The 16,862-nt window shown below is 68.7% G+C and carries 21 protein-coding genes; 8 read left to right on the top strand and 13 right to left on the bottom strand.

Annotated features, from left to right (window positions below):
- Positions 1–13: 13 nt before the first annotated feature.
- Complete coding sequence (gene speE, locus AC3B6A_RS10390) at positions 14–874, bottom strand: polyamine aminopropyltransferase (RefSeq protein WP_488402545.1); 861 nt, start codon at positions 872–874, stop codon at positions 14–16.
- A gap of 181 nt (positions 875–1,055) precedes the next feature.
- Between speE and AC3B6A_RS10385 the strand changes: the two genes are divergently transcribed.
- Positions 1,056–1,958 carry a DNA-3-methyladenine glycosylase family protein gene (locus AC3B6A_RS10385; protein ID WP_488402543.1) on the top strand — a complete coding sequence of 301 codons (903 nt, stop codon included), beginning with the start codon at positions 1,056–1,058 and terminating at the stop codon, positions 1,956–1,958.
- Between the two features lie 2 nt (positions 1,959–1,960).
- On the top strand, positions 1,961–2,437 hold the full coding sequence (locus AC3B6A_RS10380; protein WP_488402541.1) for a methylated-DNA--[protein]-cysteine S-methyltransferase: 477 nt from the start codon (positions 1,961–1,963) through the stop codon (positions 2,435–2,437).
- Here AC3B6A_RS10380 and AC3B6A_RS10375 read toward each other — a convergent pair.
- The 7 genes from AC3B6A_RS10375 to aroC all read right to left on the bottom strand — a co-directional run bounded on the left by AC3B6A_RS10375 (position 2,434) and on the right by aroC (position 7,602).
- Positions 2,434–2,970 (bottom strand): methylated-DNA--[protein]-cysteine S-methyltransferase, encoded by a 537-nt coding sequence (locus AC3B6A_RS10375; protein WP_488402540.1) that lies wholly within the window; start codon positions 2,968–2,970, stop codon positions 2,434–2,436. The genes AC3B6A_RS10380 and AC3B6A_RS10375 overlap by 4 nt on opposite strands.
- Positions 2,971–3,007: 37 nt before the next feature.
- Complete coding sequence (locus AC3B6A_RS10370; RefSeq protein WP_488402538.1) at positions 3,008–3,199, bottom strand: PLDc N-terminal domain-containing protein; 192 nt, start codon at positions 3,197–3,199, stop codon at positions 3,008–3,010.
- Positions 3,200–3,271: 72 nt separating this feature from the next.
- Positions 3,272–3,955: an acireductone synthase gene (mtnC, locus tag AC3B6A_RS10365; RefSeq protein WP_488402536.1), complete on the bottom strand. Its 684-nt coding sequence runs from the start codon at positions 3,953–3,955 to the stop codon at positions 3,272–3,274.
- Between the two features lie 154 nt (positions 3,956–4,109).
- Positions 4,110–4,655 (bottom strand): 1,2-dihydroxy-3-keto-5-methylthiopentene dioxygenase, encoded by a 546-nt coding sequence (locus tag AC3B6A_RS10360; protein ID WP_488402535.1) that lies wholly within the window; start codon positions 4,653–4,655, stop codon positions 4,110–4,112.
- A gap of 28 nt (positions 4,656–4,683) precedes the next feature.
- Positions 4,684–5,307, bottom strand: coding sequence for a methylthioribulose 1-phosphate dehydratase (locus tag AC3B6A_RS10355; protein ID WP_488402533.1), 624 nt, complete (start codon positions 5,305–5,307; stop codon positions 4,684–4,686).
- Complete coding sequence (locus tag AC3B6A_RS10350; RefSeq protein WP_488402531.1) at positions 5,291–6,448, bottom strand: MFS transporter; 1,158 nt, start codon at positions 6,446–6,448, stop codon at positions 5,291–5,293. The genes AC3B6A_RS10355 and AC3B6A_RS10350 overlap by 17 nt, the downstream gene beginning before the upstream one ends.
- A 62-nt stretch (positions 6,449–6,510) precedes the next feature.
- Complete coding sequence (gene aroC, locus AC3B6A_RS10345) at positions 6,511–7,602, bottom strand: chorismate synthase (RefSeq protein ID WP_488402529.1); 1,092 nt, start codon at positions 7,600–7,602, stop codon at positions 6,511–6,513.
- A 121-nt stretch (positions 7,603–7,723) separates the two neighbouring features.
- Between aroC and AC3B6A_RS10340 the strand changes: the two genes are divergently transcribed.
- Together AC3B6A_RS10340 and AC3B6A_RS10335 are read left to right on the top strand one after the other, a co-directional pair.
- Positions 7,724–8,743 (top strand): alpha/beta hydrolase, encoded by a 1,020-nt coding sequence (locus tag AC3B6A_RS10340; protein ID WP_488402527.1) that lies wholly within the window; start codon positions 7,724–7,726, stop codon positions 8,741–8,743.
- A gap of 46 nt (positions 8,744–8,789) precedes the next feature.
- Complete coding sequence (locus tag AC3B6A_RS10335; protein ID WP_488402525.1) at positions 8,790–9,575, top strand: hypothetical protein; 786 nt, start codon at positions 8,790–8,792, stop codon at positions 9,573–9,575.
- A 236-nt stretch (positions 9,576–9,811) separates the two neighbouring features.
- Here AC3B6A_RS10335 and prmB read toward each other — a convergent pair whose 3' ends face one another.
- Complete coding sequence (gene prmB, locus AC3B6A_RS10330; protein WP_488402523.1) at positions 9,812–10,726, bottom strand: 50S ribosomal protein L3 N(5)-glutamine methyltransferase; 915 nt, start codon at positions 10,724–10,726, stop codon at positions 9,812–9,814.
- A gap of 179 nt (positions 10,727–10,905) precedes the next feature.
- Between prmB and AC3B6A_RS10325 the strand changes: the two genes are divergently transcribed.
- From AC3B6A_RS10325 to folE, 4 genes are all read left to right on the top strand, one after another.
- Positions 10,906–11,502, top strand: coding sequence for a cysteine hydrolase family protein (locus AC3B6A_RS10325; protein WP_488402521.1), 597 nt, complete (start codon positions 10,906–10,908; stop codon positions 11,500–11,502).
- A 170-nt stretch (positions 11,503–11,672) separates the two neighbouring features.
- A complete protein-coding gene (locus AC3B6A_RS10320) occupies positions 11,673–11,993 on the top strand; it encodes a hypothetical protein (RefSeq protein WP_488402519.1) in 321 nt (106 codons plus the stop codon).
- A gap of 67 nt (positions 11,994–12,060) precedes the next feature.
- The gene (locus tag AC3B6A_RS10315) at positions 12,061–12,618 is read left to right on the top strand and encodes a Smr/MutS family protein (RefSeq protein WP_488402518.1); all 558 of its coding nucleotides are present in this window, start codon (positions 12,061–12,063) and stop codon (positions 12,616–12,618) included.
- Between the two features lie 101 nt (positions 12,619–12,719).
- Positions 12,720–13,265: a GTP cyclohydrolase I FolE gene (gene folE / locus AC3B6A_RS10310; protein WP_488402516.1), complete on the top strand. Its 546-nt coding sequence runs from the start codon at positions 12,720–12,722 to the stop codon at positions 13,263–13,265.
- A gap of 67 nt (positions 13,266–13,332) precedes the next feature.
- On the opposite strand, the gene AC3B6A_RS10305 is transcribed toward folE, so the two are convergent.
- From AC3B6A_RS10305 to AC3B6A_RS10290, 4 genes are all read right to left on the bottom strand, one after another.
- The gene (locus AC3B6A_RS10305; RefSeq protein ID WP_488402515.1) at positions 13,333–14,181 is read right to left on the bottom strand and encodes a cache domain-containing protein; all 849 of its coding nucleotides are present in this window, start codon (positions 14,179–14,181) and stop codon (positions 13,333–13,335) included.
- 97 nt (positions 14,182–14,278) lie between these two features.
- Entirely contained in the window at positions 14,279–14,740 is a 462-nt protein-coding gene (locus AC3B6A_RS10300) for a bacteriohemerythrin (protein ID WP_488403563.1), read from the bottom strand.
- Positions 14,741–15,037: 297 nt separating this feature from the next.
- On the bottom strand, positions 15,038–15,640 hold the full coding sequence (locus AC3B6A_RS10295; RefSeq protein ID WP_488402514.1) for a glutathione S-transferase family protein: 603 nt from the start codon (positions 15,638–15,640) through the stop codon (positions 15,038–15,040).
- A 9-nt stretch (positions 15,641–15,649) separates the two neighbouring features.
- A complete protein-coding gene (locus tag AC3B6A_RS10290) occupies positions 15,650–16,816 on the bottom strand; it encodes an aminotransferase-like domain-containing protein (protein ID WP_488402512.1) in 1,167 nt (388 codons plus the stop codon).
- Positions 16,817–16,862 lie beyond the last annotated feature (46 nt).

Here is a 16,862-nt window from a genome sequence, read left to right as displayed (position 1 = left end):
CGCGAATCCGCTGTCAGTCGTTGGCCGGCTTGCCGATGGCCTGCAGCACGTACTGCGGCAGGGCGAAGGCGCCCTGGTGGATCGCCGGGTTGTAGTAGCGGGTCTGGATGCCGCTGGCGGCGAAGCGTTGCGCCAGGGTGGCGGTGTCGACGTGGCGCAGCGCCGGGTTGGTCGAGCCCCAGGCGAAGGTCATCGCGCCGCCGATGTAGGTCGGCACCGCCGCCTGGTAGAAGTGCCAGTCGGCGAACAGGCCGTTCATCCGGCCGGCGGTGTTGCGCACGGTGTCCAGCTGCATGAACGGCGTGCCGTTCTGCGTCACCAGCACGCCGCCGTCGTTCAGGCAGCGGTGGCAGGCCTGGTAGAAGTTCTCCGAGAACAGCACCTCGCCCGGGCCGATCGGGTCGGTGGAGTCGGAGATGATCACGTCGAACGTCTCCGTGGTGGTGGCGACGAAGCGCATGCCGTCGTCGATCACCAGGTTCAGCCGCGGGTCGTCGAAGGCGCCCTGGGAATGGTTGGGCAGGAACTCCCGGCACATGTCGACCACGGTGCCGTCGATCTCGACCATGGTGATGTGCTCGACGCTGGCGTGCTTGGACACCTCGCGCAGCATGCCGCCGTCGCCGCCGCCGATGATCAGCACGCGCCTGGCCGCGCCGTGGGCGAGGATCGGCACGTGGGTGAGCATCTCGTGGTAGATGAACTCGTCCGCCTCGGTGGTCTGGATCACCCCGTCCAGCGCCATCACCCGGCCCATGCGGGCATTCTCGAAGATCACCAGGTGCTGGTGCTCGGTGCGCACCTCGTGGAGCATCCTGTCGACGCTGAAACGCTGGCCATAGCCGTCGTAGAGGGTTTCCTGGTAATCGTGCATGGAGGGGGCTCCCGTCGGGACAAGACAAAAGGAGGGGACGGCCGCGCCGCCCCGGAAAGGCGCGCATTCTACGTGCCCGGGGATGACAGGTCGAACCCTGCCGTCGCCCGGCCGCCCGGACGGGCAGTTTGAAAGTCAGCGCCGGGAGGACAGCCGGGCGCGCAACGGGTAAGGTCGCCGGATGAAAACCACAGCACCTGCACTGCACCTCCGCCTGCCCTACCGCGCGCCGTGGAGCTGGCAGCAGTTCCACGAGCACTTCGCCCTGCGCAGCCTGGCCGGCGTCGAATGCCTGTCGCCCCGGCGCTACGCGCGCAGCGTGCGGCTGGGCGCCGACAGCGGCTGGTTCAGCGTCGCCCCGCGGGACGACGCGGCGGAACTGGAGCTGGAACTGCACCTCCCGGCCAGCCACGCCGACGCCCTGACGGCGCGGGTGCGCAGGATGTTCGACCTGGACAGCGACCCCGCCCGGATCGCCGAACACCTGGGCAGCGACCCGCTGCTCGGCCCGCTGCTCCGGCGCACGCCGGGGCTGCGCCTGCCCACGGCGTTCGACCCGTTCGAGCAGGCGGTGCGCGCCATCGTCGGCCAGCAGGTCACGGTGAAGGCGGCGGTGACCATCGTCGGCCGGCTGGTCCAGCGCCTCGGCGAGCCGCTGCCCGGCGGGGTCGAAGGCCAGCCGAGCCGCCTGTTCCCCACGCCCGAGGCACTGGCCGACGCCGACCTCGCCGGCATCGGCATGCCCGGCAAACGGGTGGAAACCCTGCAGCGCTTCGCCGCCGCCTGCGCCAGCGGCAGCCTGGCGCTGCACGTCGACGACGGCGCCGACGACCTGGTGAAGCGCCTCTGCGCCCTCCCCGGCATCGGCCCCTGGACCGCCGAATACGTCGCCCTGCGCGCCTTCGGCGATCCGGACGCCTTCCCCGCCGCCGACCTCGGCCTGCTCAAGTCGCCGGTGTGGGGCGCCGAAGGCATCGCCGCCCGCGACCTGCAGCGCCGCGCCGAAGCCTGGCGGCCGTGGCGCGCCTACGCCGCCGTCTATCTCTGGCACGCCTACGCCCTGGGCGGCCGCAGCGGAGGATGAACATGCACTATCGCTACCACGACAGCCCCACCGGCCGCCTGCTGCTGGCCGGCGACGAAAGCGGCCTGAGAATGCTCTACATGGACCTGGAGCAACGGCACTACCCCGCGCCGGACTGGCAGCAGGGCAGCCCGCTGCTCGACGAAGTGGCGCGCCAGCTGGACCAGTACTTCGCCGGCAAGCGCCAGCGCTTCGAGGTGCGCCTGAACACCGGCGGCACCGAGTTCCAGCGCCTGGTCTGGCAGGCGCTCGTCGAAATCCCCTACGGCTACACCACCGTCTACGCCGAACTGGCGCGGCGCATCGGCCGGCCCCGGGCGGTGCGCGCGGTGGGCGCGGCCAACGGCGCCAACCCGATCAGCATCATCGTGCCCTGCCACCGGGTGATCGGCAGCGACGGCAGCCTCACCGGCTATGCCGGCGGGCTGGCGCGCAAGGAGCTGCTGCTGCGCCTGGAAGGCGCGCTCGAACGGGGCTAGAAGTCGAAGGAGGTCTGCGCCGCCTGCGGGTCGGCGTCGACGCCTTCCAGCGCCAGCATGCGCAACTTGGCGTCGCGGCCGCCGGGCGCGGAAAAGCCGCCGGTCCTGCCGCCGCTGGCAAGCACGCGGTGGCAGGGGATGATCAGCGGGATCGGATTGCTGCCCATCGCCTGCCCCACCGCGCGGGACAGGCCGACGTCGCCCAGGCGCCGGGCGATCTCGCCGTAGGTCGTGGTCTCGCCGCGGCCGAGCCCGAGGATGTCGTCGTAGACGCGGCGCTGGAACTCGCCGACGGCCGACAGGTCCAGCGGCAGGCTGTCGAAGCACACCGCCTCGCCCCGCGCATAACCGAGGATCAGCGCGCGCGCCGCGTCGATGAACGCCGGCCACTGGGCGGTTTCGCTGGCCAGCTTGTCGAGCCGGGCGCGCAGGCTGTGCACTGACTCCCCCGGCAGGCAGGTGCGCACGATGCCCCGCGGGCTCCAGGCGAGCCCGAACCAGCCGAGTTCTGTTTCGATCAGGCAGTAATGCATCGGCCGAGTGTCCGCCGAGGACGGCGCGACCGCAAGCTCAGAGCCGCACGTCCCCGCGCGGCCCGGCGATGGCCCAGATCAGCAGGCCCAGCGCCGGCAGCAGGAGGATCACCAGCACCCAGAGGATCTTGATCGGCACCTGGGCGCCGCTTTTCAGCACATTGAGGATCGCCCAGATATCCAGGCCGAGGAGGATCACGCTGATCAGGCCACTCATGGTCGAACCCATGATGTCGCTCTCGCTGCAGAAGGATTGACCCGTTCAGCATAGCCGCCCGGAGCCGCTCCACGGCGGCGCTGCTCAGGGCCGCGCGGGATCGATCAGCGCGAAGCTGGCGACGCTGTCGTGGCCCTCCAGCGCACCGCCCTCGCGGGCCAGGCCGACGGTCTGCAGGCCGGCCTGTTGCGCGGCGTCCAGCTCCTGCACCACGTCGGAGAGGAAGAGGATTTCCTCGCCCGGCAGGCCGATGGCGGCGGCGATGCGGCGGTACGAGTCGGCCTCGCGCTTGGGCCCGCTGGTGGTGTCGAAGCAGCCGGAGAACAGCGGCGTCAGGTCGCCCGCCTCGGAGCAGCCGAAGATCAGCTTCTGCGCCTGGATCGAGCCGGAGGAATAGACGTAGAGCCTGAAACCCTCGGCGTGCCAGTGGCGCAGCGCGTCCACCGCGTCCGGGTAGACGTGGCCCTTGAGCTGGCCGGCGCGGTAGCCCTGCTCCCAGACCATGCCCTGCAGCGCCTTGAGCGGCGTGGCCTTGCGGTCTTCGGCGATCCAGCCGAGGAGGATCTCGATGCAGCGTTCGCGGCCGGCGTCCGCCTCGCCGCTGTCGGCCCGCACGGCGGCCAGTTGCTCGGCCACGGCGGGCTCATCGGCGTGCTCGCGCACGAAGTCCGGCAGGTGCGCGGCGGCATAGGGGAAGAGCACATCGAAGACGAAGCTGACCGCGCTGGTGGTGCCTTCGATGTCGGTGAGGATGGCTTTGATCGGCATGGAAACTCCAAAGGCCCGCCTCTGACGCAGGCGGGAAGGTGTGGCCGTGTAGGAGCGAGCTTGCTCGCGAACGAGCCCCGCTGCGGAATCTGTTCGCGAGCAAGCTCGCTCCTGCGAAGAGCAAGGAACGCCCCCGCAAGACCGCCGCTGTGATTCAGTCTTCCAGCAACGGGAAGCGCTTGGCGATGTCGTCGCCGGTGAACCTGGCGACCCAGCCTTCGGCATTGTTGAACAGACGGATGGCGACGAAATGCGGGCGCTCGCCCATGTCGAACCAGTGGCGGGTGCCGGCCGGCACCGAGATCAGGTCGTTCCGCTCGCACAGCACGGCGTAGACGTGATCCTCGATGTGCAGGGTGAACAGGCCGCGGCCGGCGACGAAGAAGCGCACTTCATCCTCGCCGTGGCGGTGTTCGTCGAGGAACTTGGCGCGCAGCTCGTCCTTCTGCGGGTGATCGGCGGTCAGGCTGACCACGTCGACGGTGACGTAGCCCTCCTCCTCCTGCAGGCGGCGGATTTCGTCGCGGTAGGCGGCGAGCACCTCGTCCTGGCTGGCGCCGGGGGCGATGGGCGCGCTGGCCTGCCAGCGCTGGAAGCGCACGCCGACCTCGCCCAGGGTCGCGGCGATGTCCTCGGCATGAGTCAGCAGCTTCAGCGGCTGCTCGGGGCTCGATTCGTGGTAGACGGTCAGGCTGCTCATGGTCGGGCTACTCGATTCTCAGGGTTGTTCAGCGGGCGCCGCGAAGGCTCAGGACTTTCAGTTCGCACTCGAAGAGGAATTCGAAGGCTTCCACCTGGCGCAGCGCGTCGCTCATGCGCGGCCCCCAAGTGTACAGGCCGTGGCCGCGGATCAGATAACCGGGGCAGTCCGGATGGGCGTCGAGCCAGGGCTGCACCTTCTGCGCCAGGCGGGCGATGTCCTGGTCGTTGTCGAAGATCGGTACGGTGACGCGGCCTTCGTGGGTGGTGACGCCGGCGAAGGCCTTCTGCAGCTCGTAGTCCTCCAGCTCCAGGCGGTCGCCGGCGGTCAGGCGCGAGAGCACGGTGGCGTTCACCGAATGGGTGTGCAGCACCGCGCCGATCTCCGGGCGCCAGGCGTAGAGCTGGGTGTGCAGCAGGGTTTCCGCCGAAGGCTTCTTGCCCGGCTCCAGGCTGTTGCCGGCCAGATCGGTCTCCAGCACGTCGTCGACGCCGAGCTGGCCCTTGTGCCTGCCGGACACGGTGAGCAGCGCGCGGTCGGCGGCCAGGCGCGCGGAGTAGTTGCTGCTGGTGGCCGGCGACCAGCCGCGGCCATGGAGGAAGCGACCAGCGTCGATGATCTGCTCTGTCAGTTGCTCACGGGTGTCGTTCATGCGGGTCCTCGTTCAGACGGGTCCAGATGATGAAGGCGGCGGCCAGCGCGGCGACGCTGGCGATGGCGAAGGTCCAGGCCGGGCCAAGGCTACCCCAGCTGTAGCCGGAGTAAAGCGCGCCCAGCGCACCGCCCGTCCCCGCCAGCGCGGCGTAGAGCGCCTGGCCCTGCCCCTGCTGGCGCGCCTGGAAGCTGCGCTGGACGAAATGGATGGCGGCGGCGTGGAAGCTGCCGAAGGTCGCCGCGTGCAGCAGCTGGGCGAACAGCAGCACCGGCAGGTGCCCGGCCAGGGTGCCCAGCAGCAGCCAGCGCAGCGCCGCCAGCAGGAAGCTCGCCGCCAGCACCTGGCGCAGGGAGAAGCGCTGGAGCAGGCGCGGCATCACCAGGAACAGCAGCACCTCGGCCACCACCCCCAGCGCCCAGAGCTGGCCGATCAGCCCGCGGGCGTAGCCGAGCGCCTCCAGGTGCAAGGTCAGGAAGGTGTAGTACGGGCCGTGGGACAGCTGCATCAGGCACACGCACAGGTAGAAGGCGAGCACGCCGGGGCGCAGCAGTTGCCTGAGGAAACCGCCGGCACTGGCCTCGTCGTGGCGCGCCGGCGGCTGCGCGTTGGGCACCCACCAGCTGGCGCCGACGATGCCCAGCATGATCGCCAGCAGCGCCAGCGGGTAGGCATCCAGGCTGGCGAACTCGAACAGCCAGCCGAGGCCGACCACGGTGCAGATGAAGCCGATCGAGCCCCACAGGCGGATGCGGCTGTAGCTCTCGGTGCGCCCGCTCAGGTGCGCGAGGGTGATCACCTCGAACTGCGGCAGCACCGCATGCCAGAAGAACGCGTGCCCGGCCATCACCAGCGCCAGCCAAACGTAGCTGTGGCCGAGGAAGATGCCGGCGAAGCTCAGCGCCGTGCACACCGCGCCGAAGCGCACGATGGCCAGTCGCTGGCCGCTGCGGTCGCCCAGCCAGCCCCACAGGTTCGGCGCCACGCAGCGCATCAGCATGGGAATGGCGACCAGCTCGCCGATGCGCGCGCTGGAGAAGCCCAGGTGATGGAAATACAGCGCGAGGAACGGCGCCGTCCCGCCCAGCAGGCAGAAGTAGAAGAAGTAGAAACTGGACAGCCGCCAATAAGGAACAGCCATGAGCGGCAAGCTTGAAGCTGCAAGCGAAGAGCCAGGAGTAGCACCGGCTTGCAGCTTGTGGCTCAAAGCTGGCCGAGCACGGGCGTATGCACTTTCACGTCGGCATTCTGCGCGCGGTTACGCAGCAGGTGGTCGAGCAGCACGATGGCCATCATCGCCTCGGCGATCGGGGTGGCGCGGATGCCCACGCACGGGTCATGGCGGCCCTTGGTGACCACCTCCACCGGGTTGCCGTCGACGTCGATGGAACGGCCGGGGGTGGTGATGCTGGAGGTCGGCTTGAGCGCCAAGTGGGCGATGATCGGCTGGCCGGAGGAAATGCCGCCGAGGATGCCGCCGGCGTTGTTCGACAGGAAGCCTTGCGGGGTCAGCTCGTCGCGGTGCTCGGTGCCGCGCTGGGCGATGCTGGCGAAGCCGGCGCCGATCTCCACGCCCTTCACCGCGTTGATGCTCATCAGCGCGTGGGCCAGTTCCGCGTCCAGGCGGTCGAAGATCGGCTCGCCCAGGCCCGGCGGCACGCCTTCGGCGACCACGGTGATCTTCGCGCCGACCGAATCCTGGTCGCGGCGCAGCTGGTCCATGTAGGCCTCCAGCTCCGGCACCTTGGCCGGGTCGGGGCTGAAGAAGGCGTTCTCTTCGACGCTGTCCCAGGTCTTGAACGGAATCTCGATCGGGCCGAGCTGGCTCATGTAGCCGCGCACGCGGATGCCCATGCCCGCCAGGGCCTTCTTGGCGATGGCGCCGGCGGCCACGCGCATGGCGGTCTCGCGCGCCGAGGAACGGCCGCCGCCACGGTAGTCGCGGACGCCGTACTTGTGGTGGTAGGTGTAATCGGCATGGGCCGGGCGGAACAGGTCCTTGATCGCCGAGTAGTCCTTGGACTTCTGGTCGGTGTTGCGGATCAAGAGGCCGATCGGGGTGCCGGTGGTCCTGCCTTCGAACACGCCGGAGAGGATTTCCACCTCGTCGTCTTCCTGGCGCTGGGTGGTGTGGCGGCTGGTGCCGGGCTTGCGGCGGTCCAGGTCGCGCTGCAGGTCTTCCAGCGAGAGCTCAAGGCCGGGCGGGCAGCCGTCGACGATGGCGACCAGCGCCGGGCCGTGGCTTTCGCCAGCGGTGGTGACGGTGAACAGCTTGCCGTAGGTGTTGCCGGACATGCGAGGCTCCGCAAAGACAGGGGATCGAGAAGGCCGAGCAGTATACCTGCGTCAATCCGCCCTGCGAACCTTCGCCGGCCTTGGGGATCAAAGCGCCATCAGCCCCATCGTGAAGCCTTCGATGCGCCGTCTCGCCCTGTTCCTGCTCTTCCTGCTCGGATCGACCGCGCAGGCCGCCCCCACCAGCATCCTGCAGCGCCCCTACGACCTGGACACCGGCCACGGTGTGCTGCGCGGCACCCTGCTGCTGCCGCAGAGCGAGACCCCGCCGCCGGTCGCCCTGCTGATCGCCGGCTCCGGCCCCACCGACCGCGACGGCAACAACCCGGAGGGCGGCAACAACGCCTACCTGCGCAAGCTGGCCGAGGCGCTGGCGGAACACGGCGTCGCCAGCGTGCGCTACGACAAGCGCGGCGTGGCCCGCAGCCTGCCGGCGGCGCCGCGCGAGGAGGAACTCAGCGTCGAGGGCTACGTCGCCGACGTGGTCGCCTGGAGCGCCAGGCTGGCGCGCGACCCGCGCTTCGGCCGCCAGGTGCTGATCGGCCACAGCGAGGGTGCGCTGATCGCCAGCCTGGCGGCCCCGGCGTCCCACGCCGACGCCGTGGTGTCCATCTCCGGCAGCGCCCGGCCGATCGGCGAGGTGCTGCGCGTGCAGCTGCAGGGCCGACTGCCGCCGCCCCTGCTGGCCGAGGCCGACCGCCTGATCGACGGTCTCAACGCCGGCCGGCTGCAGCCACGGGTGCCGCAGCCGCTGCTGGTGCTGTTCCGCCCCAGCGTGCAGCCCTACCTGATCTCGCTGTTCCGCCAGGACCCGGCCCGGGCCTTCGCCGCGCTGAAGATGCCGACGCTGATCCTCCAGGGCCGGCACGACATCCAGGTCGGCGAGGAAGACGCGCTGGCGCTCAGGCAGGCCAAGCCCGACAGCGCGCTGCACCTGATCGACGGCATGAACCACGTCCTGCGCATCGTGCCGGCCGGCGGCCCGCAGCAGCTGGCCTCCTACAACAACCCCAACCTGCCCCTGGCGCGGGAGCTGGTGCAGCACATCGTCGACTTCGTGAAGGCCACCCGGACCCTGCCCGACGCCACCCTGGCGTCGTCCGGGGCGGACGTCTCAAGAAACGCCGCGATCCGTCGATAACCTCGGGACAGCCCCGGTCACGCCCACCGGGCCCGAGGACCGTCCCATGAGCCAAGCCGAACCCACTCCCGCCGCCGAGAATGCCGCCGAGAGCCCCGCCCGCCCGCACCCCTGGGCGGAACTGGGCCCGGAGCACTACCGCCTGCTGCGCCTGGCGCCGCTGCCCACCGACCGCTCGACCGGCGCGCGGCCGCTGCGCTTCTTCCAGCTCGGCCGGGTGGAGCGGCACAGCGCCGAGCAGAGCCTGCTGCGCCTGAGCATCCAGTTGCCCGGGCAGGTGCTGCGCAAGGAAGTGAACCTGCTGGAGGTCTGGGCGGACCACCGCAACAAGGAAATCCGCTTCGGCGCCGACTCAGGCTTCGCCACCGAACCGCTGAACCGCGGCCTGGGGCGTTTCCTGCTGGCCCAGGGCGTGGCCTGGGCGAAGAAGAAATGGGCGCACTACCGCGTCGAGGGCGGCGCGCTGGCGATGAAGGACGTGACGAACGAAGAGGCCCGCCAGCGCCGCGACCACTTCCTGCGCGCCCAGGGCTTCGAGGTGACCTACGAGGACCCGCGGCTGCTCAAGGCGCGCTACGGCGCCGGCCGGGTCAGCGAGCTGTACGACGACTGGCACAAGGAGAAGGTGCAGATCCTGCCGCTGCTGGACGCCGCCGCCATGCTCGAACAGGCCGACCAGACGCTGGCCACCCAGTCCAACGAAATCCGCCGCCTGGAACAGCGCCTGGAGACCTTCCGCCGCGACGACACCAGCCTGCGCTTCACCATCGCCTGCCTGACCGTGTTCGCGGTGTTCCAGGCGGGGCTGCTGATCTGGATCGCCACGCACTGAGGCGTGGCTAGTAAGCTCTGCGTAGGAGCGAGCTTGCTCGCGAACCGGTGTGATCCTGGCCGACCGGTGCGGGATGGAAAGACTTCGCGGACAAGGTCCGCTCCTACGGAAGTAGATCGGCGCGCGTGTAATCGCTCTTCGTAGGAGCGGACCTTGTCCGCGATCAGCGCCGAAGCCCGCGTCCGATTACCGGCAGGGCGCGGTTCACCAGCACAGGCTCATCCCCGCCAAACGCCTCAGCCCTTCACCCGCGCCTTGAACAGGTCCTGATGCCGCCGGCACTGCTCGGCCGAGAGCAGGAACACGCCGTGGCCGCCGTATTCGAAGTCGAACCAGGTGAAGTCCACTTCCGGGTACAGCTCCGCGACGTGCACCTGGCTGTTGCCCACCTCGACGATCAGGCTGCCGCGCTCGGTCAGGTGGTCGGCCGCCTCGGCCAGCATGCGCCGCACCAGGTCCAGGCCGTCCTCGCCGCAGGCCAGGCCCAGGGCCGGCTCGTGGTGGTATTCGGCGGGCATGTCGGCGAAGTCCTCGGCGTCGACATAGGGCGGGTTGGACACGATCAGGTCGAAGCGCTGCCCCGGCAGGCCAGCGAAGCCATCGCCCTGCACGGTGTAGACGCGCTCGCCCAGCTCGTGGCGCTCGATATTGATGTTGGCCACTTCCAGCGCCTCGAAGGACAGGTCGCCCAGCACCACCTCGGCCTCGGGGAAGGCCTTGGCGCAGGCGATGCCGATGCAGCCCGAGCCGGTGCAGAGGTCGAGGATGCGCGCCGGATCGGCCGCGAGCCACGGCTCGAACTGGCGCTCGATCAGCTCGGCGATGGGCGAGCGCGGCACCAGCACGCGCTCGTCGATCACGAACGGCAGCCCGCAGAACCAGGCCTCGCCCAGCAGGTAGGCGGTCGGCACGCGCTCCTCGATGCGCCGACGCAGCAGGTGCATCAGGTACTCGCGCTCGTCGTCCTCGAGGCGGCAGTCGAGATAGGCATCGGCCACCTCCCACGGCAGGTGCAGCGCGCCGAGCACCAGTTGGCGCGCCTCGTCCCAGGCGTTGTCGGTGCCATGACCGAAGAACAGCTCCTCGGCGTGGAAACGGCTGACCGCCCAGCGGATGTGGTCACGCAGGGTCAGCAGACGGGATTGGGTCACGGCGCAGTCCTCGCAGCTCGCAAAAAGGGGCGCATTCTAACGGAACGGCAACGCGCTGGGGCGCCCCCAACCAGCTATCGTTGATCTTGCCAATACCACGATGGAGCGATTTCGCAAAGATTCACAGGGGGCGCGTTACAGCCCACAATGGTGGCACTTGGATTATCAGGAGTTGAGTCATGTCCCATCCGCTCAGCATGCTGCAGATCAGTGGCCGCGGGTACCCGCCGGCCACGCTGCGCCAGAGCACTCTGTTGATCATCGACGCCCAGGAAGAGTACCGCAGCGGCGTGCTGGCGCTGCCGGACCTGGACGCGGCGGTGGCGCAGATCCGCCTGCTGCTGGAGTCGGCCCGGGCCATGGGCACCCCGATCGTCCACGTGCACCACCTCGGCGTGCGTGGCGGCGTGCTCGACCCGCAGGGGCCGCGCGGCCAGTTCCTCCCCGAGCTCGCCCCGCTGCCGGGCGAAGTGGTGGTGGACAAGCGCCTGCCCAACGCCTTCGCCGGCACCGACCTGCATGACCGCCTGCAGGCCGGCGGCCGCCTGGACCTGATCGTCTGCGGGTTCATGACCCATTCGAGCATCAGCACCACCGTGCGTGCCGCCAAGGATTACGGCTACCGCTGCACCCTGGCGGACGCCGCCTGCGCCACCCGCGACATCCCCACCCCGGAAGGCGGCGTGCTCGCCGCCCGCGACCTGCACCGCGCGGAAATGGCCGCCCTGGGCGACAACTTCGCCGCGGTGGTCGCCCAGGTCCAGGCCCTGGTCTGACGCCGTCCGTCCCGACGGGCGGCAACCACAGCCGCCAGCGGTTAGGCTCAGCTTAGGCGCTGAGCCCGCGGCCCGGCTGGAAACCGGGTCCGCCGCCTCCCGACCCCGGGGTTGGAACCCCCTCCCGCCCTGACCGGTCATAGCCTCGTTCAACAGATGAGGAAGTCGGGATGAAGTCGTCCGGTAGTTTCAATCCGCGCTCCTTGCGTCCCAAGCGCCCGGGACGCTGGCGCTGGCGCTTCGCCGCCGCCCTGGCCGCGGTGATCGCCACCCTCGGCATTCTGTCCGCGATGGCCGGCGTCGCCGCCCTGCTGCGCCGCCAGCCCGCCGTGGGCGTGCTGCACATCGAGCCGGGCGCCGGCGCCGTGCTGCTGGTCATCGGGCTGTTCGGCCTGTGGCTGGGCGTGATGTTCTGGCGCGCCGCCCGCCGCCGTGCGCGCGGCCGCGAGGGCCTGAGCCTGTCGCCGCGGCTGATGAAGAAGCGCGACTGAGCGTTCCGCGGGCTCCCGCAAGCTCCGCGTGATCCGCTAAACTGCGCGGCTCTTCGTGGAGGTGCGCATGCAAGACGACGATTTTTCCCTGTTCAGCCGCGAGATGCGCGGCGTCAAGCGCATCACCGTGGACCAGGCCGACACCGGCAAGCCCAAGGCCGACCGCCAGCAGCTCAAGGAGCTGCGGCAGAACGCGACCGTGCGCACCGAAAACATCCGGGTGGACGGCCTGTCCGATCAGTTCGTCATCGACGTCGGCCCCGAGGACGAACTCTACTGGGCCCGTGACGGCGTCCAGGAAGGCCAGATGCGCAAGCTCAAGGCCGGCCAGATCGGCTTCGAGGGCAGCCTCGACCTGCACGGCATGAAGATCGAAAAGGCCCGCGAGACCCTCTGGGACTTCCTCGCCGAGGCCAGCCGCTTCGAGGTCCGCTGCGTCCGCGTCACCCACGGCAAGGCGGCGCGCATCGACGGCAGGAGCCCGATGATGAAGAGCCACGTGAACACCTGGCTGCGCCAGCATCCGCAGGTGCTCGGCTTCGCCTCCTGCCTGCCGAAACATGGCGGCACCGGCGCCATCTACGTGATGCTGCGCCGCACCATGCTCGAAGGCCGCGACGAGTAATAACGCCGCCGCGCCAGCGGGCACGCCGCCCTTGCCAGCCAGGGCCGCGCGCCCTACCCTGCGCCACGGTTCTCATATTTGCCATTGCCACAGGTAGATCCATGTCCCTGGAACAACACTACTCCGCGATCCTCAGCCAGCTCGGTGAGGACGTCACCCGCGAAGGCCTGGTCGACACGCCCAAGCGTGCCGCCAAGGCCATGCAGTACCTCTGCCGCGGCTACCAGCAGACGCTGGAGGAGATCGTCAACGGCGCCCTGTTCAGCTCCGACAACAGCGAAATGGTGCTGGTCAAGGACATCGAGCTCTACTCGCTGTGCGAGCACCACCTGCTGCCCTTCATCGGCAAGGCCCACGTCGCCTACATCCCCAACGGCAAGGTGCTGGGGCTGTCGAAGGTCGCACGCATCGTCGACATGTACGCCCGCCGCCTGCAGATCCAGGAAAACATGTCGCGGCAGATCGCCGAGGCCGTGCAGCAGGTCACCGGCGCGCTGGGCGTGGCCGTGGTGATCGAGGCCAAGCACATGTGCATGATGATGCGCGGCGTGGAGAAGCAGAATTCCGCGATGGTCACCTCGGTGATGCTCGGCGAGTTCCGCGAGAACGCCGCCACCCGCAGCGAGTTCCTCAGCCTGATCCGCTGACGCCGGACCGCCGCCATGAAAAAACCGGCCCGAGGGCCGGTTTTTTCATGCCTGCGTTTTACCCCGGTCAGCGCGTGTAGTAGCCGACCGCGACCATGTAGTGGCCGACCTTGCGCAGGAAGGCGTGCTTGTTCTCCACCTTGCTGGTCACCGGGTTGCGCCACTGGTATTCGAACTCCCCTTCGCCCTGGCCGCGGGCCAGCTCCAGCATGGCGTGGCCGACCGGGTTGCCGCCCGGGTCCTTCAGCGAAGCGAAATCGGTGCCGACCATGCGGCTGTTGAAGCCGTGGGCGACGAATTTCGAGGTATCGAGATCGACGGCGAACACGTAGAGATCGTCCTCGATGAAGCTGCTATCGAGCGCATTGATCTTGCGGAAGGTGCCGTCCGGGTCGGACTCGACGGCCTTCACCGCCTTGTCCAGCATCGCCACCGCCCGCTCCGGCGTGGCGCGCGGCAGGTAGTAGCCGGTCGCGATGAAGCGGTCGCCGACCCGCTGGTAGTACACGTGCTTGCGCTCGGAGCGGCCGTCGGCCCAGTTCTGCCAGCGGTACTCCGCCTGCTGCACCTTGCCGGTCGCCGGCTCGGCGAGCGTCCTGGCGAACTGCTCGCGCAGGGCCGGGTCGAGCGTCGTCGACACGTCGCGGCCGATCAGCACCACCGAAGGCCCGCCGCTGGCCAGCATGGTGCCCTTGCCGTCCACCACGAAGACATACAGGTCGCCATCGACGAATTCGCCCTGGCGGCTGAATGCCGCGAAGGCCTTGTCCCCCTCCGCCTTGTAATAGGCCACGGCCTTGCCCAGCAGCGCCTGGGCGCGCTTCGCCTCATCCGGGGCGGCGGCCTGCGCGGCGAACAGCGAAAAGGAAGAGATCAGCAGGGAAACCAGCAACAGCGATTTCAACAGCGTTTTCATACCGATGAACCCCCAGGCATGCCTTGTCGTCATGTAGCACTGAGCATAGATAGCCTTGGGGGATTCGCGTCGGCAAAGGGCCGAATAAGCCGATGAATCAGCCGAAGAAGCGCTTCATCGAGCGCGACAGCCAGCCCCCGTGGCTCTGGTCGCTGGTCAGCTCGTGCATGCTGGCCCGCACCGCTTCCACGTAGTTGGCGTCGTCGTTGCGGATGTGATTGAACAGCCAGCGGCCGAGCAGGCCCTTGAGCTCATCGGTCACGTCCTCGCCGGACTCGAAGCGCATGCGGTAGTCGGACACCCGCTTGATGAACAGCTCATGCACCTTCTTGTGGGCACGGGTGAACTGGTAGCCGGAGTCCTCCAGCAGGGTCTCCTCGAAGGCGAAATGCGAAAGGGTGTAGTCGACCAGTTCCTCGATCACGTTGCCCAGCAACGACCGGTCATGGTGCGCCTGCGCGTCGTGCAGCTGATTGATCATCTCGACGATGCGCTTGTGCTGCGAATCGATTACCTGAATCCCGGTATTGAGATCGTCCTGCCAGACCAGATAGGCCATCATTCCCCCTCATCCGCCGGGCGACGACACTGCCTGCCTATCGCGCCCGGCCACATCGGTACGTTCGCGTGGCAGCCCGGCCAGATTAGGGAAGGTGACAAAACGCCGCCATGATGCCGGTCAACCGGAAAGCCCCGGAACACGCGGCCTTGAGCGGATTTTTAGGATTTTTCTGATGGCACTTCGCCTTCTTTCACCACCGCGAACCCGATCTCATTCAGGGGAATAACCTGCCGCGAACGGAATGAAAAACGCCGCTTCCCGGGAAGCGGCGTTTTCAGGTGGCGGACCGAAGGCTCAGTCCTGCATGCCCACATGCCGGGGATGGTCGGCCACCCGTGCCAGCCAGGCGTTGATCGCCGGGTAGCCCGACAGGTCGAAGCCGCCCTGGTGCGCCACGTGGGTGTAGGCATACAGGGTGATGTCGGCGATCGAATACTGGTCGCCGACCAGGTATGGCGTCTGCTGCAGCTGCTTCTCCATCACCGCCAGCGCCTTGTAGCCGGCCTTGTGGCAACGCTCGTACTCCTCGCGGCGCTCCTCGGGCAGGCCGAGGTAGAACTCGATGAAGCGCGCCACCGCCACGTAGGGTTCGTGGCTGTACTGCTCGAAGAACTGCCACTGCAGCACCTGGGTGCGCAGGCGCGGTTCGCTCGGCAGCAGGTCGGTGCCGTCGGCGAGGAAGTTGAGGATGGCGTTGGACTCCCACAGGCAGGTGCCGTCTTCCAGCTCCAGCACCGGCACCTTGCCGTTGGGGTTCTTCGCCAGGAATTCGGGCGTCTGGGTCTCGCCCTTGAGGATATCGACATCCTGCCAGCGGTACGGCAGGCCGAGCAGATGCAGGGCCAGCTTGACCTTGTAGCAGTTACCCGACAGCCGATCGCCGTAGACGGTGTACATCCTGCCTCCTCAGACGGCCTTGGCGGCCTGTGCGTCGCGGATCACCGAGGCCAGCCGGCGCAGGCCCTCGCCCAGGCGCTCCGGCGCCACGTGGCTGAAGTTCAGCCGCAGGTGGCCGGGGTTGGCGTCCGGATCGGTGAAGAAGGGTTCGCCGGGCATGAAGGCCACGTTCTGCTGCAGCGCCGGGTCGAGCAGCGTGCGGGTGTCCAGCGGCTGCTTGAGGGTCAGCCAGAAGAACAGGCCGCCCTGCGGCACGTTCCACTCGGCCAGGTCGGCGAAGTGCTCCTCCAGCTGCGCCTGCATGGCGTCGCGGCGGATGCGGTAGAAGTCGCGAAGCTCGGCCAGGTGGCCACTGTAGGCTTCGGTGCCGAACCACTGCAGCGCCTGCCACTGGCCGATGCGGTTGGTGTGCAGGTCGGCGGACTGCTTCAGGCGCAGCAGGTGCGGGAAGAGGTCCGGGGTGGCGATCAGGAAGCCCACGCGCAGGCCCGGCAGCAGGGTCTTGGAGACGGTGCCGGTGTAGATCCAGCTGGCCTTCTTCAGGCGGCTGACCAGCGGGGTCGCGGCGCCCGCATCGAACACCAGCTCGCGGTAGGGTTCGTCCTCGATCAGGGTCACGCCGAACTCGTCGAGCAGGGCGGCGACCTCATCGCGGCGCTGCTCGGTGTAACGCACGCCGGACGGATTCTGGAAAGTCGGGATCAGGTAGGCGAAGGACGGCTTGTGCTGCTCCAGGCGCTGGCGCAGGACGGCGACGTCCGGGCCTTCGGCGCCCAGCGGCACGGTCACGCAATCGGCGCCGAACAGCTGGAAGGCCTGCAGCGCGGCGAGGTAGGTCGGCGCTTCGAGCAGCACCTCGGTGCCCGGATCGATGAACAGCTTGCTGGCCAGGTCCAGGGTCTGCTGCGAGCCGCTGACGATCAGCACCTGGCTCGCCTCGCAGGGCACGCCCAGCTTGCGCGCTTCGGCGGCGATGGCCTCGCGCAGGGCCGGCTCGCCCTCGCTCATGCCGTACTGGCCCATGCTCGCCGGCATCGCGTCCCACTCGACCTTCGGCAGCATGGGTTCGGCCGGCAGGCCACCGGCGAAGGACATCACTTCCGGACGCTGCGCCGCGGCAAGGATTTCACGGATCAAGGAGCTTTTCAGGCGGGCAATGCGTTCGGAGAAGGCCATGGGGTCACCGGTAGCGTAGGCAAGGAAAAATGAGTCAAACTGCTTG

This window comes from Pseudomonas sp. B12(2026), from assembly GCF_057767015.1.
The sequence above is the reverse complement of the archived record's forward strand: the minus strand, read 5'-3'. Positions and strand labels throughout refer to the sequence as shown.

Excerpts from the sequence above, each read along its gene's own strand:
- speE (WP_488402545.1), bottom strand. The coding sequence starts at position 874 with ATGCACGATTACCAGGAAACCCTCTACGACGGCTATGGCCAGCGTTTC.
- AC3B6A_RS10385 (WP_488402543.1), top strand. The coding sequence starts at position 1,056 with ATGAAAACCACAGCACCTGCACTGCACCTCCGCCTGCCCTACCGCGCG.
- AC3B6A_RS10380 (WP_488402541.1), top strand. The coding sequence starts at position 1,961 with ATGCACTATCGCTACCACGACAGCCCCACCGGCCGCCTGCTGCTGGCC.
- AC3B6A_RS10375 (WP_488402540.1), bottom strand. The coding sequence starts at position 2,970 with ATGCATTACTGCCTGATCGAAACAGAACTCGGCTGGTTCGGGCTCGCC.
- AC3B6A_RS10370 (WP_488402538.1), bottom strand. The coding sequence starts at position 3,199 with ATGGGTTCGACCATGAGTGGCCTGATCAGCGTGATCCTCCTCGGCCTG.
- mtnC (WP_488402536.1), bottom strand. The coding sequence starts at position 3,955 with ATGCCGATCAAAGCCATCCTCACCGACATCGAAGGCACCACCAGCGCG.
- AC3B6A_RS10360 (WP_488402535.1), bottom strand. The coding sequence starts at position 4,655 with ATGAGCAGCCTGACCGTCTACCACGAATCGAGCCCCGAGCAGCCGCTG.
- AC3B6A_RS10355 (WP_488402533.1), bottom strand. The coding sequence starts at position 5,307 with ATGAACGACACCCGTGAGCAACTGACAGAGCAGATCATCGACGCTGGT.
- AC3B6A_RS10350 (WP_488402531.1), bottom strand. The coding sequence starts at position 6,448 with ATGGCTGTTCCTTATTGGCGGCTGTCCAGTTTCTACTTCTTCTACTTC.
- aroC (WP_488402529.1), bottom strand. The coding sequence starts at position 7,602 with ATGTCCGGCAACACCTACGGCAAGCTGTTCACCGTCACCACCGCTGGC.
- AC3B6A_RS10340 (WP_488402527.1), top strand. The coding sequence starts at position 7,724 with ATGCGCCGTCTCGCCCTGTTCCTGCTCTTCCTGCTCGGATCGACCGCG.
- AC3B6A_RS10335 (WP_488402525.1), top strand. The coding sequence starts at position 8,790 with ATGAGCCAAGCCGAACCCACTCCCGCCGCCGAGAATGCCGCCGAGAGC.
- AC3B6A_RS10325 (WP_488402521.1), top strand. The coding sequence starts at position 10,906 with ATGTCCCATCCGCTCAGCATGCTGCAGATCAGTGGCCGCGGGTACCCG.
- AC3B6A_RS10320 (WP_488402519.1), top strand. The coding sequence starts at position 11,673 with ATGAAGTCGTCCGGTAGTTTCAATCCGCGCTCCTTGCGTCCCAAGCGC.
- AC3B6A_RS10315 (WP_488402518.1), top strand. The coding sequence starts at position 12,061 with ATGCAAGACGACGATTTTTCCCTGTTCAGCCGCGAGATGCGCGGCGTC.
- folE (WP_488402516.1), top strand. The coding sequence starts at position 12,720 with ATGTCCCTGGAACAACACTACTCCGCGATCCTCAGCCAGCTCGGTGAG.
- AC3B6A_RS10305 (WP_488402515.1), bottom strand. The coding sequence starts at position 14,181 with ATGAAAACGCTGTTGAAATCGCTGTTGCTGGTTTCCCTGCTGATCTCT.
- AC3B6A_RS10300 (WP_488403563.1), bottom strand. The coding sequence starts at position 14,740 with ATGGCCTATCTGGTCTGGCAGGACGATCTCAATACCGGGATTCAGGTA.
- AC3B6A_RS10295 (WP_488402514.1), bottom strand. The coding sequence starts at position 15,640 with ATGTACACCGTCTACGGCGATCGGCTGTCGGGTAACTGCTACAAGGTC.
- AC3B6A_RS10290 (WP_488402512.1), bottom strand. The coding sequence starts at position 16,816 with ATGGCCTTCTCCGAACGCATTGCCCGCCTGAAAAGCTCCTTGATCCGT.